Origin of the sequence: Chitinophaga filiformis (assembly GCF_021646545.1) — a bacterium.
In the GTDB taxonomy this organism is placed as follows: domain Bacteria; phylum Bacteroidota; class Bacteroidia; order Chitinophagales; family Chitinophagaceae; genus Chitinophaga; species Chitinophaga filiformis_A.
On the sequence record NZ_JAKIRP010000012.1, the window covers coordinates 216284 to 230987 of the forward strand.

General features: G+C 45.5%; 13 protein-coding genes and 1 tRNA gene. 7 read left to right on the forward strand and 7 right to left on the reverse strand.

Annotated features, from left to right (window positions below):
• The first annotated feature begins 454 nt into the window (after positions 1-454).
• Positions 455-1090, forward strand: coding sequence for an FkbM family methyltransferase (locus L3C95_RS25150; protein ID WP_236391964.1), 636 nt, complete (start codon positions 455-457; stop codon positions 1088-1090).
• 262 nt (positions 1091-1352) lie between these two features.
• On the opposite strand, the gene L3C95_RS25155 is transcribed toward L3C95_RS25150, so the two are convergent.
• On the reverse strand, positions 1353-3887 hold the full coding sequence (locus L3C95_RS25155; RefSeq protein ID WP_236391966.1) for an ATP-dependent Clp protease ATP-binding subunit: 2535 nt from the start codon (positions 3885-3887) through the stop codon (positions 1353-1355).
• A 195-nt stretch (positions 3888-4082) separates the two neighbouring features.
• On the opposite strand from L3C95_RS25155, the gene L3C95_RS25160 reads away from it, so the two are divergent.
• Positions 4083-4457 (forward strand): STAS domain-containing protein, encoded by a 375-nt coding sequence (locus L3C95_RS25160; RefSeq protein ID WP_236391968.1) that lies wholly within the window; start codon positions 4083-4085, stop codon positions 4455-4457.
• 103 nt (positions 4458-4560) lie between these two features.
• Positions 4561-5469 carry a ribonuclease Z gene (locus tag L3C95_RS25165; RefSeq protein ID WP_236391971.1) on the forward strand — a complete coding sequence of 303 codons (909 nt, stop codon included), beginning with the start codon at positions 4561-4563 and terminating at the stop codon, positions 5467-5469.
• Between the two features lie 72 nt (positions 5470-5541).
• On the opposite strand, the gene dapA is transcribed toward L3C95_RS25165, so the two are convergent.
• Both dapA and L3C95_RS25175 read right to left on the reverse strand, forming a co-directional pair.
• Positions 5542-6420 carry a 4-hydroxy-tetrahydrodipicolinate synthase gene (gene dapA, locus L3C95_RS25170; RefSeq protein WP_236391973.1) on the reverse strand — a complete coding sequence of 293 codons (879 nt, stop codon included), beginning with the start codon at positions 6418-6420 and terminating at the stop codon, positions 5542-5544.
• Positions 6421-6522: 102 nt separating this feature from the next.
• On the reverse strand, positions 6523-7476 hold the full coding sequence (locus L3C95_RS25175) for an acetyl-CoA carboxylase carboxyltransferase subunit alpha (protein WP_236391975.1): 954 nt from the start codon (positions 7474-7476) through the stop codon (positions 6523-6525).
• Between the two features lie 119 nt (positions 7477-7595).
• On the opposite strand from L3C95_RS25175, the gene L3C95_RS25180 reads away from it, so the two are divergent.
• Positions 7596-7669, forward strand: a tRNA-Asp gene (locus L3C95_RS25180).
• A gap of 488 nt (positions 7670-8157) precedes the next feature.
• Here the strand turns inward: L3C95_RS25180 and L3C95_RS25185 are convergent.
• On the reverse strand, positions 8158-8433 hold the full coding sequence (locus L3C95_RS25185; protein WP_236391977.1) for a hypothetical protein: 276 nt from the start codon (positions 8431-8433) through the stop codon (positions 8158-8160).
• Between the two features lie 312 nt (positions 8434-8745).
• On the opposite strand from L3C95_RS25185, the gene L3C95_RS25190 reads away from it, so the two are divergent.
• The 3 genes from L3C95_RS25190 to L3C95_RS25200 all read left to right on the forward strand — a co-directional run bounded on the left by L3C95_RS25190 (position 8746) and on the right by L3C95_RS25200 (position 10425).
• A complete protein-coding gene (locus L3C95_RS25190; RefSeq protein WP_236391979.1) occupies positions 8746-9210 on the forward strand; it encodes a response regulator in 465 nt (154 codons plus the stop codon).
• Positions 9211-9314: 104 nt separating this feature from the next.
• Positions 9315-9620 carry a hypothetical protein gene (locus tag L3C95_RS25195; protein WP_236391981.1) on the forward strand — a complete coding sequence of 102 codons (306 nt, stop codon included), beginning with the start codon at positions 9315-9317 and terminating at the stop codon, positions 9618-9620.
• Positions 9621-9639: 19 nt separating this feature from the next.
• The gene (locus tag L3C95_RS25200; RefSeq protein ID WP_236391983.1) at positions 9640-10425 is read left to right on the forward strand and encodes a hypothetical protein; all 786 of its coding nucleotides are present in this window, start codon (positions 9640-9642) and stop codon (positions 10423-10425) included.
• A gap of 63 nt (positions 10426-10488) precedes the next feature.
• Here the strand turns inward: L3C95_RS25200 and L3C95_RS25205 are convergent, their stop codons facing one another.
• From L3C95_RS25205 to L3C95_RS25215, 3 genes are read right to left on the reverse strand one after another with little or no spacing between them, the layout of a single operon-like run.
• Complete coding sequence (locus L3C95_RS25205; RefSeq protein WP_236391985.1) at positions 10489-11058, reverse strand: TIGR00730 family Rossman fold protein; 570 nt, start codon at positions 11056-11058, stop codon at positions 10489-10491.
• Between the two features lie 47 nt (positions 11059-11105).
• Positions 11106-12959, reverse strand: coding sequence for a PQQ-binding-like beta-propeller repeat protein (locus L3C95_RS25210; protein WP_236391987.1), 1854 nt, complete (start codon positions 12957-12959; stop codon positions 11106-11108).
• Between the two features lie 6 nt (positions 12960-12965).
• Positions 12966-14696, reverse strand: coding sequence for a RagB/SusD family nutrient uptake outer membrane protein (locus tag L3C95_RS25215; protein ID WP_236391990.1), 1731 nt, complete (start codon positions 14694-14696; stop codon positions 12966-12968).
• Positions 14697-14704: the final 8 nt, after the last annotated feature.

Consider the following 14704-nt stretch of genomic DNA (forward strand, 5'->3'; position numbering starts at 1 on the left):
ACATGAACGTATGATTTTGACAGACACAACCATTTTACATACGATTGATTATCATTTAATTCTTTTTTTAACGCATTAGATATAAAACCTCGCCGTCCCCCTCATCTCAGAGCAGGATGTCTCCAGTAACACTATCATGTTATATTTTTTCCCTGTTAAAGGACCCAACAAGGTAAGTTTCTGCTGTTCTGACGGAACAATTCACTATTTTTAATGCTTCTATTAAATCTGTCATTGCAAATCTGTCATTTACATTAAACAGGAAATCATTACTTCAGATATGGGATTGGTGCAGAACTTATTTTTAGGCCTGGGAAAGAAATTCCGTTCCCAACGCAAGCCTAACCAACTTAGCTTTCTTCAGGAAAAGCGGCTGAAACACTTGCCTGACAACAAGATCAACAGTCTACCATATAAGAACGGGCGAATCTGGTTTAAAAAAGCATGGGAATTTATGCACTCTTACGAAGAGTTGATCACCGACGAGATCTATCGCTTTAAGGCTGACACAGACACTCCTTATATTATTGACTGTGGCGCCAATATTGGTTTAAGTGTTTTATATTTTAAGTGGCTCTATCCCAATGCGAAAGTGTTGGCATTCGAACCGGACGGCGATAATCTGGCCATCCTCAGGAAGAATGTGGAAAGCTATGGTATGAACGACGTAAACGTACGGCAGCAGGCAGTCTGGACCAAAGAAGGGCAAATCTCTTTCCGGGCTTCCGGCACACAGGCCAGCAAGATCTCCTTGTCTGATGATACACAGACCATAAACATTCCATGCACACGCTTGGCCAGCTTCCTACAGCAGAAGGTAGATTTTCTGAAAATGGATATTGAAGGAGCCGAATATGAAGTGCTGAAGGATTGTAAAGATGATCTGGCTAATGTACAGCATCTTTTTGTCGAGTATCATGGAGATATCAGGGAGTCTTCTCATCTGACGGAAATGCTGGAGATCCTCAACAATGCCGGTTTTGTGTATTATATACAGGAAGCGAGTGACAATGTGCCGCATCCCTTGTTGAAGCACAAACAGTTTCACAGTTTCGACCAGCAGCTGAACATCTATGCACACCGGGGTTGATCCCTTCACAAGGGCGCTCTCCTATCGATAATAATCTTAATGAGCCTGTCTACCCTTGGGCGGACAGGCTCATTTATTTGGGGCTGCTGATGGAAATATTGGCGGCTAAGCATCTCGGCAACTCATCTATTCCGAGCCCTCTTCAGGCTCTTTCCCCTCATTGTACTTAACGGATCAGGTTCAAACCATCAGATAAAAAAAATCCCGGACTAATGTCCGGGATCTCTATCAAAAACAATTTCTATCAACTATGGCTTATTGTTTATGCTTCTGATTTTTCGGATTTGTTGCTCTTTGGAGAGTTCTTTAAAGTAAAGATCAGTTTCTGATTTTCCTTGTCAAGATCTGCCAGCAATACATCTCCGTTATGAATGTTCATATTCAGTATTTCCTCAGCCAGCGGATCTTCCAGGTATTTCTGGATGGCTCTGTGCAGCGGACGGGCGCCGAACTGCTGATCGTAACCTTTCTCTGCCAGGAAGCCTTTGGCCTCGTCTGTCAGTTCCAGGCTGAAGCCCAGGTTGTTCAGACGTTTCAGTACACTCTGCATTGTGATATCTATGATAGTATAGATATGCTCTTTGCTCAGTGAGTTGAATATGATCACGTCGTCGATACGGTTCAGGAACTCAGGAGAGAAGGTACGTTTCAGCGCTTTTTCGATCACTGATTTAGTATTGTCTTCTTCGCTGGTTGCTTTTGCTGTGGTAGTGAAACCAACACCTGCACCGAAGTCTTTCAGCTGACGAACACCGATGTTAGAGGTCATGATGATGAGTGTGTTCTTGAAGTCTACCTTACGGCCCAGACCATCAGTCAGTATACCATCATCCAATACCTGCAACAGGATATTATAAATATCAGGGTGTGCTTTTTCAATTTCATCCAGGAGGATTACAGAGTAAGGTTTACGGCGTACTTTTTCAGTCAGCTGACCACCTTCTTCATAACCTACATATCCCGGAGGTGCACCAATCAGACGGCTTACGGAGAATTTCTCCATATATTCACTCATATCGATACGCACCAGGCTATCTTCTGAGTCGAACATATAACGTGCGAGGGATTTTGCCAGCTCGGTTTTACCCACCCCGGTCGGTCCGAGGAAGATGAAAGTACCGATTGGTTTCTTAGGATCTTTCAACCCTACCCTGTTACGCTGGATCGCTTTTGTCACTTTGGTGATAGCCTCATCCTGTCCAACTACAGCGCCTTTCAGGTCTTCACCCATACGACGGAGTTTTTCAGTTTCGGCCTGTACCATACGTTTAACAGGAATACCTGTCATCATGCTTACTACTTCTGCGATAGCTTCTTCGTCGATCGGATAGCGTTTGTGTTTCACTTCTTCTTCCCACACGTTCTTCGCACGCTCCAGATCTTCTCCCAGTTTCTTTTCTGTATCCCGCAGCGCAGCAGCTTCTTCAAAACGCTGGCTCTTTACTACTTTATTTTTTTCCTGCTTGATATCTTCGATCTGTTTTTCCAGGTCGAGGATATTCTGAGGTACGTTGATGTTCTTGAGGTGCACTCTTGCGCCCACTTCATCCAGTACATCGATGGCCTTGTCAGGCAACAGACGGTCTGTCATATAGCGATCGCTGAGTTTAACGCACGCTTCAATTGCATCATCGGAATAGCTTACGTTGTGGTATTCTTCGTAGCGTGGTTTGATGTTATTCAGGATCTGAATAGTCTCATCCACGGTTGGAGGATCTACCATTACTTTCTGGAAACGACGGTCTAATGCGCCATCTTTCTCGATGTACATTCTGTACTCATCCAGAGTGGATGCACCGATGCACTGGAGTTCTCCACGTGCCAGGGCAGGTTTGAAGATATTGGAAGCATCCAGGGAACCTGAAGCGCCTCCGGCACCTACGATGGTGTGGATCTCGTCTATGAAAAGTATAACGTCACGGTTCTTTTCCAGCTCATTCATGATGGCTTTCATCCTTTCTTCGAACTGGCCACGGTACTTGGTACCCGCCACAAGGGCTGCCAGATCGAGGCTTACCACGCGCTTGTCGAACAGTACGCGGGACACTTTACGCTGCACAATGCGCAGCGCGAGGCCTTCCACGATAGCTGTCTTACCAACGCCCGGTTCCCCGATGAGGATCGGATTGTTCTTTTTACGGCGGGACAATATCTGCGATACACGCTCAATTTCCTGCTCGCGACCCACTATAGGGTCAAGGCTGCCACTCTCGGCCAGCTTGGTGATATCCCTGCCGAAATTGTCCAGCACAGGAGTTTTAGACTTCGTGTTAGTTTGTTTGGCCTTGGAGGCAAAGCTCTTGCGCTCATCTTCAAATTCCTCTTCTCCAGGATCATCAAACTCCGCTTTAGGATCAGCAGATTTTACGAAGCCCAGCTCGTTTTTAAAAGTGTCGTAATCCACGTCAAACTGTTGTAAGATTTGTGTACAAACGTTTTCTTTATTCTTGAGGATTGAAAGCATTAAGTGCTCTGTTTCAACAGTTGGGCTTTTCAGGGCCTTTGCTTCGAGCACGGTAACGCGTATTACCTTTTCTGCCTGCCTTGTAAGTGGTAGACTGTTGATATTGGCGATGTTTTTTCCTGTCTTATCTTTTACGGCCAATTCAACCTCTTTACGCAGTTCATAAAGGTCTACATTTAAAGCCTGCAGAATTTTAACAGCTGTCCCTTCCCCTTCTCGAATTATGCCTAGCAGCAGGTGCTCTGTGCCGATGAAATCATTCCCCAAGCGTAAAGCTTCCTCTCTGCTAAACGAAATGATCTCCTTTACTTGCGGTGAAAAATTCTGGTCCATTGTGAGAATATTAAATTATTAAAACCCTTACGGGGACTTGCTTATACAATATTAGCAAATAATTTTGATTTACCTTTACCCTAACACTTTAATAGTATAAGTATACAATTAAGGCTGGCGAAGTAAGAAAGAAGGCTGTTATTTGGCAGGATTCCCGATTACTTATTTACTAACTTATAAAAGAAAATCTTGCTTATGGAATTCAAAATTGATACCAAAGAAAAAATATTAGTTGTACAGCCTCAAATTACGATCCTGGATGCTAATTTGTCAGCTAAGTTTACTAAAGAAGTCTCAGAACTGTCAGGTCTCGAAGGCCGCAACCTTATACTGGATATGGCATTAGTGGAAAAAGCCGACGATGCTGGACTGAAAGCCATTTTAACAGTATACCACCAGCAGTATGACAGCGGAATGTCGTGTGCGCTTACCGGTCTTAACAGCACTTTAACAAATGCAATAAAAGCGGCGGACGAAACGGTCTACAACCTTGCCCCTACTATGTTAGAGGCTATTGACCTGGTGATGATGGAAGATCTCGAAAGAGAATTAATGCAGGACGAGGATTAATTCTCAGCTCCTCACATATTGGTGCCATATTTTTCCGGAATGTGGAAATAGGTTCCATTTTTCGGAATAAATAGGAGATTTTAGTAATTATTTATTTTCGTTCATGTTTGCAGTCACCATTTTAGGCAACAATTCGGCTCTCCCCACGTTAGAAAGGCATCCAACAGCTCAGATTATAACCTGTAATGATCAGCTGATACTGGTTGATTGCGGAGAAGGAACGCAGCTTCAATTTGCGCGCTATAAGATCAAAAGCAGCCGCCTCAGATACATTTTCATCAGTCACCTTCACGGCGATCACTATTTCGGCCTTATAGGCCTTTTAAACAGCCTTAGTCTGCTTGGCAGGAAGGAACCGCTGACCATATTCGCCCCGCCGGAACTGGAAGCCATTATCCAGCTGCAAATGCAGTGCTCAGGTACCGTTTTCCAGTTCGAACTGCAGTTCGTCCCCCTCCTGGAGGAGAACCAGGGATTGATACTAAGCGATAAAGAGCTGAATGTCAGCTTCTTCCCCACCATTCACCGTATTCCCTGCTTCGGCTTCATATTTGAAATGCAGAAACGGAAACGTAAGCTGCTCCCCGAACAGGCAAAAGTGTACGAAATACCAGCCGCTTACTATTCAAAGCTGCAGGAAGGAGCTGATTATCAACGTAAAGATGGCTTCCTGGTGAAGAACGACTGGGTTACCCTCCCTCCCCCCAAAGAGAAAAAGTACGTCTTCTACGCCGACACTATGTACGCTGAGGACCTGGTCCGGTATGCACACAATGCAGATCTGGTCTACCATGAAACGACATATTTACATAGCCTGGCAGAAAGGGCGGCAGAAAGGTTTCACAGCACGACTGTACAGGCAGCCACCCTGGCGTTAAAAGCCAATGCCCAAAGGCTGATCGTGGGTCATTTCTCATCCAAGTATACAGACCTGACCTGCTTTGAAGAGGAATGCCGGGAAGTGTTTCCTAATTCTGACGTAGCCACTGAAGGCGCTACCTTCATCATTTAACCACCGCTTTAAAATATTAATCCCCGTCCTGCCAGGCAGAACGGGGATTGTTATTTCTTACCAATAAACCGGTTACTTGTAGTTTTTCCTGAAAGCAGCTATACGGCTGTGCAGTCCGGCGCTCACCGGCACAACAGGCAGGCGGAAAACGTTCTCAATCAGTCCTGCTTCTGCCATAAACGCCTTTACACCGGCAGGATTGTTCTCTTCGAACATCAGATCGAATGAGTCCTGCAGTTTGTAATGCAGTTCACGGGCTGTAGCAATATCATTTGCCAGGGCAGCCTTTACCATTCCCGCCGTGTCTTTCGCGAAATAGTTGGCAGCAACAGAGATCAGACCATCCATACCGGTAGCGATCTGCGGAAACGCCAGGGCGTCATCACCGCTTACCACCAGGAAGCCCTTTGGCTTATCCTTGATGATCTGCATGCACTGTACCATATCTCCGCTGGCTTCCTTCATCGCAACGATGTTTGGCACTTCATTCGCCAACCTCAGGGTGGTCTGCGCCGTCATATTACGGCCAGTCCTGCCTGGTACGTTGTAGAGAATGATCGGTTTGGGAGAGGCAGCTGCCACTGCTTTATAGTGTTGGAACAATCCTTCCTGGCTCGGCTTGCTGTAATAGGGCGCAACGCTCAATACCGCAACAGCTTCGTCCAGCGGGCAGGTTTCCAGCCGCTTGACAACGTCGCGGGTATTGTAGTCACCAATACCTACTACCACCGGTACGCGCTTATTCACCTTTTCGAAGGTGAACTTCATAATGTCCAGCTTCTCTTCTGAGCTTAGTGTGGGAGTTTCTCCGGTTGTCCCCAGGGATACTACATAGTCAACCCCGCCGGAAATCACATGATCAATCACTTTTTCCAAAGCATTCCAGTCAATGCTTTCGTCTTTTTTAAAGGGCGTAACCAGTGCTACACCGGTGCCTCTCAATTGTTCCATATTTTGTGAAAATTCCAGATAACGAATTCCAAATTGCCCTCTTTATCAATCTAAAAAGTGGTGCAAAGATGACAATTTGGAATGGTATATGACAAAATAATTTTAGCGTTCGTCGAAAAATCCCATGTTGCTGAATTTATCAATGCGCTGCTCAATACGGGTGTCAGCATCGATCTTTTTCAGCTCTGCCAGGGTGTCTTTAATGGTTTTCTTCAGTATTGAAGCCATTTCGTCGGGATTCACGTGCGCACCGCCTAATGGCTCTTTAATAACGCCGTCTACCAGGCCGAAGCGGCTCATATGGTCGGATGTCAGTTTCAGTTCTTCTGCAGCCTTTTCCTTAAAGTTCCAGCTACGCCAGAGGATGGTGGAACAGTTTTCAGGAGAGATCACGGTATACCAGCTGTTTTCCAGCATCAGGATCCTGTCGCCGATACCGATACCCAGGGCGCCGCCGGATGCACCTTCACCGATAATGATGCAGATCACAGGTACCCGCAGTTTCACCATTTCGAAGATGTTACGTGCAATTGCCTCGCCCTGTCCGCGCTCTTCAGCTTCCAGACCAGGATAAGCACCGGGAGTATCTATCAGGGTAACAATAGGCTTATTGAACTTTTCAGCCAGTTTCATGAGGCGCAGGGCCTTTCTGTAACCTTCAGGGTTCGCCATACCGAAGTTGCGGATCTGGCGCATTTTGGTATTAATACCCTTCTGCTGACCAATGAACATGATGGTTTCTCCATCCAGTTCAGCAAAACCACCTACCATGGCCTTATCGTCCTTCACATTCCTGTCGCCGTGCAGCTCCACGAAATTAGTACACATCTTCTCAATGTAAGCCAGGGTATAGGGCCTATCAGGATGCCTGCTCAGCAGAACCTTCTGGTAACTGGTAAGGTGCTCGTATACTTCCAGGCGGGTGTCAGCAATCTTCTGCTCATACTCCCTTACAGTGGCGGTAACGTCTACACCTGACTTTGCTCCGTTCTCTTTCAGTTTTTCCAACTGATCATACAGGTCCTCAATAGGTTTCTCAAAATCCAGGAATTGCATATTTATGTATAAAATTGGTTAAAGTACGATGTAAAGATAAACGCTAAAATATTTTTTAAAAAAGATTTGCATAATTGATGGCTTTGTTGCTATCTTTGCTGCCCCGAAAACAAGGGAAAGGATCAGTAGTTCAGTTGGTTAGAATGCCGCCCTGTCACGGCGGAGGTCGCGGGTTCGAGTCCCGTCTGGTCCGCAAGCTTTAAAGCCTTCAATTCGAAAGAATTGGAGGCTTTTTAAGTTATGTAACGACTAATAGTTAAAGTACTGGTTCAGTTCAAAATAACCTTTCGCTGCGGGAATTCTAAAAATATCAGTGGAATACATTCCGTTCCATACGCCCATTAATTCATTATTTTTTCATCCCGATTGTCAAGAATTTCTTTAATAAATCTTTTCTCCCGGAAACATTATAAAAATCATTTGAGTCCGATTTTTCCCATCTATCAGATAGTACCAAACAGCTTTATCTTTGCTATGAAATGAGAAATCTTCAGAAATATTTCGAGATGGCATACGATATACGGTTAATTGTACTCCCGTCCCATCCTCACCTTTTCCAGGCACATTTCCCGAGATGAGGGTTTCCTCCAGCATTCGGAAGAAATATACAATTTGGAAAGACACCTGCGAGGTATACCAGCTGTTTTCAGCGACCGGCAGGTGAATAAAGTCAGTCAGGAATCAGGCTTTCCCTTTCTTTTTGGCTTCCAGTTGCTTCAAAACGAGTTCAATAATGACACGGCGATCAACACCGATAAGATTGGCAATGGCAAACAGCTGCTCCAATGTAAAAGCAACAGGACGGTTTAACCTGTAGATAAATGTTTGATAATTCATACCCAGATCCTTGGCCATGTTGGTCCGGGAGATAATATCAAATATCTGATCAAACTGTTTGATATGATCTTTCTCGATGAGTATCTTGATTGTGCCATATCCGGTGTTCTTAGCTGCCATTATAATAGATTCAGAACTATTTTACTTCCATAAAGTAAAATCAAATGGCTATTCATTATATTTTAACAACATGTTTGTAAGTTTTTTATTTCTATTATCAATAATAGTATTTAAGTAATTTATATTTACCTTCGCTAAGGTTGCATGATAGATCGTGCTAAAACTTTGGTAAAGCATGTATTTAACCTACGACAACACTTAATTTCATAACCCTCAACTATTAGAGCCACTTTTTTTGTTCTGTTGTAAAAACCTGAGGATTCCAGGATACCAGACAATGATATCACAACATTTCATCAAACAATTCTGCTTATGTTCCCAACACTTAAGGGGCGGAAAATGTGGACTGGCCCCGTTAAGCTACTGCCTTCAATACCCCGGCCGCCATTTTTTAAAGATCAGGAAGAACCCTCTGGTCCCCGCGTCCTGCTCGCCATAGATAACATCGCCATCTCGATGATGCTCAAGCAGTACCTCCAATGGGGTGGCGTATCTGCTACAATTACACTTGACGCCGAAGAAACTTTGAAGATCGCGCTTTCCAGATCCATGGACCTCGTGATCTATTCCACGGCATTGTCTGGACGATCCGATCCACTGGCATTGTTAACAGGCATACGGGAGCGAGGCGGAAAAATGCCACTCATCGCAATTGTGGAAAAGGATTTTAACGCCTATGAAGATTTCACCCGGTATGGTGTTAACGATATTATCAAAAAGCCAATTCAAATTTCCGAATTGCAAAGGAAGATCGAAAAGCAATTAAATAAATCCTGATAAAAAATTGTAACCGTGATCTACCATTCCTTCCGGCTTGTTTAAGCCGGGAGCATGTTATATCCACATGCATTGAAACAATATCTATTACCTAAACCTATCAGATGATGATGAAGGAGGAAGCGATCCGGATCACCAGGAAAAGAATATTTATCCGGTACAACGAATGCCCGATGTTTACAGATTGCGAAGACATTGAAGTGGATATTCCAATTCTCCCTGTGCCCGGCAATCTCTTTGATGGTCGCTTCTTTTTGAACAAAGAGCAACGTGCAAAGGTGGATACACAACACGCCCTTCTTTTTGTGGCAGATGTGAAGCATGAATTTCACGATATGGTACAACATTGCATTATTGTGTTACAGCTCGTACCTGCTAAAGCCGCGCCGTTACACCAATCCGACAACTGAACCATTAAACCCCGATCGTATGAGAACTGCATCACTTATCATTACATTCCTTTGCATTTATAAATACGCATCGGGGCAGTACACCTGGAATATGCAGGACAAAGCCGGATACATCGGATATCTGATTGAACCAAGATTTATGATAGACCGTAAACCTGTCTTCCCCAAAAAGGAAGGTCTGTCAATAGTGCTCTACCCCACAGATCACCACATGCACTTTCTGGTGGACACCAGTGAGCGGCCGGACTTTCTAAAGTATTTTTCCACTATTGCTGCAGATTATATCACTAACGATAGCTCAGATGCAATTAACAATTTCTACCTGACCGTCGAGCATCCGGACTATGAGGCAAAATATGAATTCAGTGCAAAGCCGCTAAAGGACAGGAGTGTCTTAGTCGCTACTAACGCGGGAATTATCAGAGAACGATTGAACATGCTGGCCAAAATACTGCCATTCAATTGCTACATCGTTGTTCGCGGAGTGGATAAAGCGAATGTTGACATTGAACTGGACATCACAGAGTGGATAAAAAGCCATCGCGGATTTGATTTCAGCGAATACTCCCTGGTGCTGGCAAGTGTACTGTACGATTACCCATTGGCAAAAGCAGAAAGATTTACACAGCTTTTCTTACGCTATATAGACCATGACAATGTCCGTCCTAACAGAAGGGTCAGAAGTTATTCTCTCAATTTTCAGGGTAAGAAGATCGCCAGGCAGTATAGAAGACATGCGACCTATCTTAGTTTAAAAACGCCACCGGGTGTAGTTGAGGCACAAACCCACCAGAAAGACCTTTAAGATAGTAAAAATGGAACAGTGGAACCAGCATTTGCGAACAGTGTCCGCAAACGCTGCAATATATTACTTCACCCACTTAGGCTGATAAACCACTTTCTGCTGCAGCACTGTATTCAGCAATCTCTCAGGATCATCATCAAAAACCAGTGACTTCATATGATACTCCGATAAAAATCCTGCCCCGCACATCGTCATCAACAGCTCCTGCAGCTTGTCATAGTAACCGTTCACATTCAGGATGCCACAAGGCTTACTGTGGAATCCCAGCTGCGCCCAGGTGAATACTTCTATGATCTCTTCCAGGGTACCTATACCGCCAGGTATCGCTACGAAACAATCCGCCAGATTGGCCATCATTGCTTTCCGCTCGTGCATGGTAGCTACAACATGCAATTCTGTGAGGTTTTTATGCGCGATCTCTGTATTGGAGATCTTTTCCGGCAATACACCAATCACCTCTCCTCCCAATGACAATACCTGGTCGGCAACTACTCCCATCAGGCCGACTGCTGCGCCGCCGTAGATCAGCCTTAATTTGTTTTTTACTATGCAATTGCCCAATTCCTTGGTCAAACTGGTATAAACCGGATCATTTCCGAAGTTAGATCCGCAGAAAATAGCGATGTTGTTCATAGAGCAAAGTTTGTAAAAAATAACGGAGCAAACGGGACAAATGTCCGTCAGAAAGTCAGGCAAGCCAGCTTACCATCAGCTGAACATGTCAATACGGTATGCTCGTCAAGCGGTTTAATACTAACAATCAAACAGTTAGATATTTTATGCCGCCACATTATCGCTCCATCCTTTGCCGCCAGGGCAGAAATGACGCCTGACTGGGAAGGAATGAATACCACCTGGTTGAATTCATTGATAGCTGTCGGACAGATCTCATATCCCATCTCCAGCGGCGACCTCCAGATCACTTCCTGGCCGGATGCGTGCGTATTCAGGCCGAGAATATGCCCTTGCATGGTTTTTACGTAAACGAGGTTGCTATCAGCAGACAGGCCCATTGATTCACGCACCCACTCCTGTTTGTCGTGTTTACGCCACAGCACCTGCCCGGTATTGGCATCCAGAGCTGTCAGGTACTGGTCCGGAGCGGCGATAAATACCCTGTCGGCAGTAGCTACCGGCCAGCAGGCAGCAGCAGAGAACATTCTGTTGGTCGCGCCACTGCTCCAGGTCCATACACGTTTGCCGGTGGCAGCATCCAGGGCGTAGAAATCATTGCCCCATGAGCCGAAGTATACCTTGTCTTTATAGATCAATGGACGGGTTTGTACGAAATTTCGCACGCTGTCAAAGTCCCACTGCAGCTTGCCATCTGCGATGTTGTAGGCCCGGCAATGACCATCAGAAGCAGCTACTATAGCCAGTTCCTTGTACAAGGCAGCGGAAGCTACGCTGGCTTTATTGAGCGTCTGCTGCCATTGCAATTTTCCGGTATGGAGGTCCAGGCAATACACCTGTGCATCAGTACAAGGTACTATCACTTTGTTGCCATGGATCAGCGGCGTGGAATAAATCTTCCCTTTCGCATTGAAACGCCAGAGCACTTTACCTGTTGCCAGGTTCACGGCCTTGATCTGCCCCATGGTGTTTGAGTATACGACTTTTCCCTCTGCTACGGCAACCCCTCCACCAATATCACCGGGTTCCTGTATACTCCATTTTTCCCTTACCTGTGCATATTGTTTGTTGATCTCGTAAGAAGGCCGGCGGGCATTTGCGTCCCATTGCGGAGTGCCCTTTATCGGGATCGCCACTGCGTGCCAGGCAGGCAGCGTTTCTACACCGGGCCTGCGTTCATTGAAGACCAGCGAATCGTGTACAAGAGAAACAATGTTATACCCTCCTATCTCCTCTTTAGCACGCAGGTTAGAACGGCACATAATACCGGGAATCCCTTCAAAATTTAACTTCCTGTTATTATGACCATGACCACAGATGATCGCTTTCAGATTCCTTCCGTTCAGCAATCCAAGCTGTTCATACCAGTTATTCTGGGCTGAATCCTGCGGATAGTGATTCACGAATATGATGGGTACCTTCTTATCTTTCTCCTTATCCAGCTGCTGTTTCAGCCAGGTAAGATCTTCACGTGGCACTTGTCCTGGTCCCATACGCATGTTAGGCCCGCAGCTCGTTCCCATAAACCAGTAGCCTTTGTGCCGGAAACTGAACGTTTCACCGCCAAATACATTCAGAAAGGTGTTACAACCACTCTCTGACCAGTTGGAATCGTGATTGCCGGGTACAATGTACCAGGGCTTATTCAGTTTGCCAAGTATCCGCTTTGCCAGCAGGATCTCTTCATCAGAACCAAATTCAGTGATATCTCCGGAAAGCATTACAAACGCGATATCCGGATCGCTGTTAATGTCGTTCACCGTGCGCTCCAGGTCTTCCTCTCCGCTCTTGTTGCCGATATGCGTATCTGATACCATGGCAAAACGGAACAGGGTATCCTGCGCGGCGACCTGTAATGTCAGGAACAATCCCGTAAGTAAATAGATCAATCTTCTCATCATACATGCTTATTTTTCCCAGCCTGCATTCTGCGCCAGGTTGGTATTCAGTAAAAGTTCTGTCAGCGGTAAAGGAAACAGGTAGTGTTTCGGATCATCAAAACGCTTGTTGGCGCCAGGATGAATAATGAGATTACCTTTATCGCCATCACTCAAAGCCCTGTCAGGGTTCAGTACAAAGTACTGTAAAGCCTTATCGGGAGTAGCAGGTTTAGTTTCCACGATAGCCAGGTCATTCTTTCCATCGCCATTCAGATCGTATGTACCTACACCGGGGAAATAAGCACCTCTGAAATCCGCTACCAGCAAAGGGCCTCTTTTCCAACGCATCAGGTCCTGGTAACGGAAGCCTTCCATTGCCAGCTCTACCCTTCTTTCGCGGCGCACTTCCAGTATAATAGGATCTGCTATCTGATACTCAGTCTGCAACAGCGGATCAACTGTTAAAGCTGCCACTTCCATAGCCGGCATACCAGCGCGTTTGCGGATCAGGTTAACAGACGCATCGGCATCCGCCTGCGTGAACTGACGTAGTTCCGCTTTTGCTTCTGCATAATTTAGCAATACTTCTGCAAATCTGAAAACAGGCAGATCATTGCTGTTACTGTTATTACCATCCTGGTCGGTGCCTGTTACAAACTTGATACACTGATAGCCAGTCATGGCATTGGCATAATCAGGTACTAACGAATTGATAGTATTGATACGTTTATATCCGGGAGTACGGATGGTTTGCGCTAAACGGGCATCCCGGTTCTTCACTTCTTCCCAGTACGGCATAGTAGCGTATCCGGGTTGGGAGGAGAATGGCGTACCATCACTCATCAGATAACTATTGATCAATGTTTTGGTCAGGCCGGGTGCACTCAAAGTAGATGTGAGGAACTGCCCGTTAGCCTGATGCGTTTTAGTTAATGTACGGTCGTAGATGCGCGCGAGGATATATTCATCGGCATTAGCCACATCCGCAGAAAACAGATTCAGATAATCTGTTGCCGGATTGTTGGTAGAATACAATTTATACAAACCGCTCTGCATCACCTGTTGTGCTGCGTCTACACTCTTCTGTAACAGTTCTTCTGCACCACCTCCATTTATTTCCTGGTGATAGATGCGATAGGTTCCTTCAAACAGGCACACTCTCGCTTTCATTGCCAGCGCTGCCCATTTGGTGACACGGGAAGTATTCTTTGCAGTTTTGATGTTGGCGGCAGCATAGTCTAAATCAGCAATGATACTGTCCATTACCAGAATGCGGGAATCTCGTCCTTTATACAGCTCAGGGCTATTCGCTTCCAGTGGCTGACTGTACCAGGGCACATCTCCGAAGCGCTGCACTTTCGCAAAGTAAAAGAGCGCTCTGAAAAAACGGGCAATGCCTGCATAGTGTGCTTTGATGGAATCGCTCACAGCAGCCTTTCTATAGTTTGCCAGGAAATAGTTGACATTACGCAGATCAGACCATGTCCATTGTGCGGATGCTGCATCTGTCTGTACAACAGTACGACCGGCAACAACATCACCGATCACAGCTGGTTCCACATTATCACTGCTGATGTCATTGGAATAGATATCGGTTCCCGGCAACATCGCATAGAAGCTATTTGTATACAGGGTAAGATCTTTTTCGTTATTGAAGAAAGAACCGGGTGCGATGTCACTGATGGGCTGCCGGTCCAGGAAATCCTTCTTACATGCGGCCAGTGTCAGTACTGATAAAACAATTAATATCCTTTTCATGTAAATAT

Excerpts from the sequence above, each read along its gene's own strand:
- L3C95_RS25160 (WP_236391968.1), top strand. The coding sequence starts at position 4,083 with ATGGAATTCAAAATTGATACCAAAGAAAAAATATTAGTTGTACAGCCT.
- L3C95_RS25200 (WP_236391983.1), top strand. The coding sequence starts at position 9,640 with ATGAGAACTGCATCACTTATCATTACATTCCTTTGCATTTATAAATAC.
- L3C95_RS25195 (WP_236391981.1), top strand. The coding sequence starts at position 9,315 with ATGATGATGAAGGAGGAAGCGATCCGGATCACCAGGAAAAGAATATTT.
- L3C95_RS25175 (WP_236391975.1), bottom strand. The coding sequence starts at position 7,476 with ATGCAATTCCTGGATTTTGAGAAACCTATTGAGGACCTGTATGATCAG.
- dapA (WP_236391973.1), bottom strand. The coding sequence starts at position 6,420 with ATGGAACAATTGAGAGGCACCGGTGTAGCACTGGTTACGCCCTTTAAA.
- L3C95_RS25165 (WP_236391971.1), top strand. The coding sequence starts at position 4,561 with ATGTTTGCAGTCACCATTTTAGGCAACAATTCGGCTCTCCCCACGTTA.
- L3C95_RS25185 (WP_236391977.1), bottom strand. The coding sequence starts at position 8,433 with ATGGCAGCTAAGAACACCGGATATGGCACAATCAAGATACTCATCGAG.
- L3C95_RS25155 (WP_236391966.1), bottom strand. The coding sequence starts at position 3,887 with ATGGACCAGAATTTTTCACCGCAAGTAAAGGAGATCATTTCGTTTAGC.
- L3C95_RS25210 (WP_236391987.1), bottom strand. The coding sequence starts at position 12,959 with ATGATGAGAAGATTGATCTATTTACTTACGGGATTGTTCCTGACATTA.
- L3C95_RS25215 (WP_236391990.1), bottom strand. The coding sequence starts at position 14,696 with ATGAAAAGGATATTAATTGTTTTATCAGTACTGACACTGGCCGCATGT.
- L3C95_RS25190 (WP_236391979.1), top strand. The coding sequence starts at position 8,746 with ATGTTCCCAACACTTAAGGGGCGGAAAATGTGGACTGGCCCCGTTAAG.
- L3C95_RS25150 (WP_236391964.1), top strand. The coding sequence starts at position 455 with ATGCACTCTTACGAAGAGTTGATCACCGACGAGATCTATCGCTTTAAG.
- L3C95_RS25205 (WP_236391985.1), bottom strand. The coding sequence starts at position 11,058 with ATGAACAACATCGCTATTTTCTGCGGATCTAACTTCGGAAATGATCCG.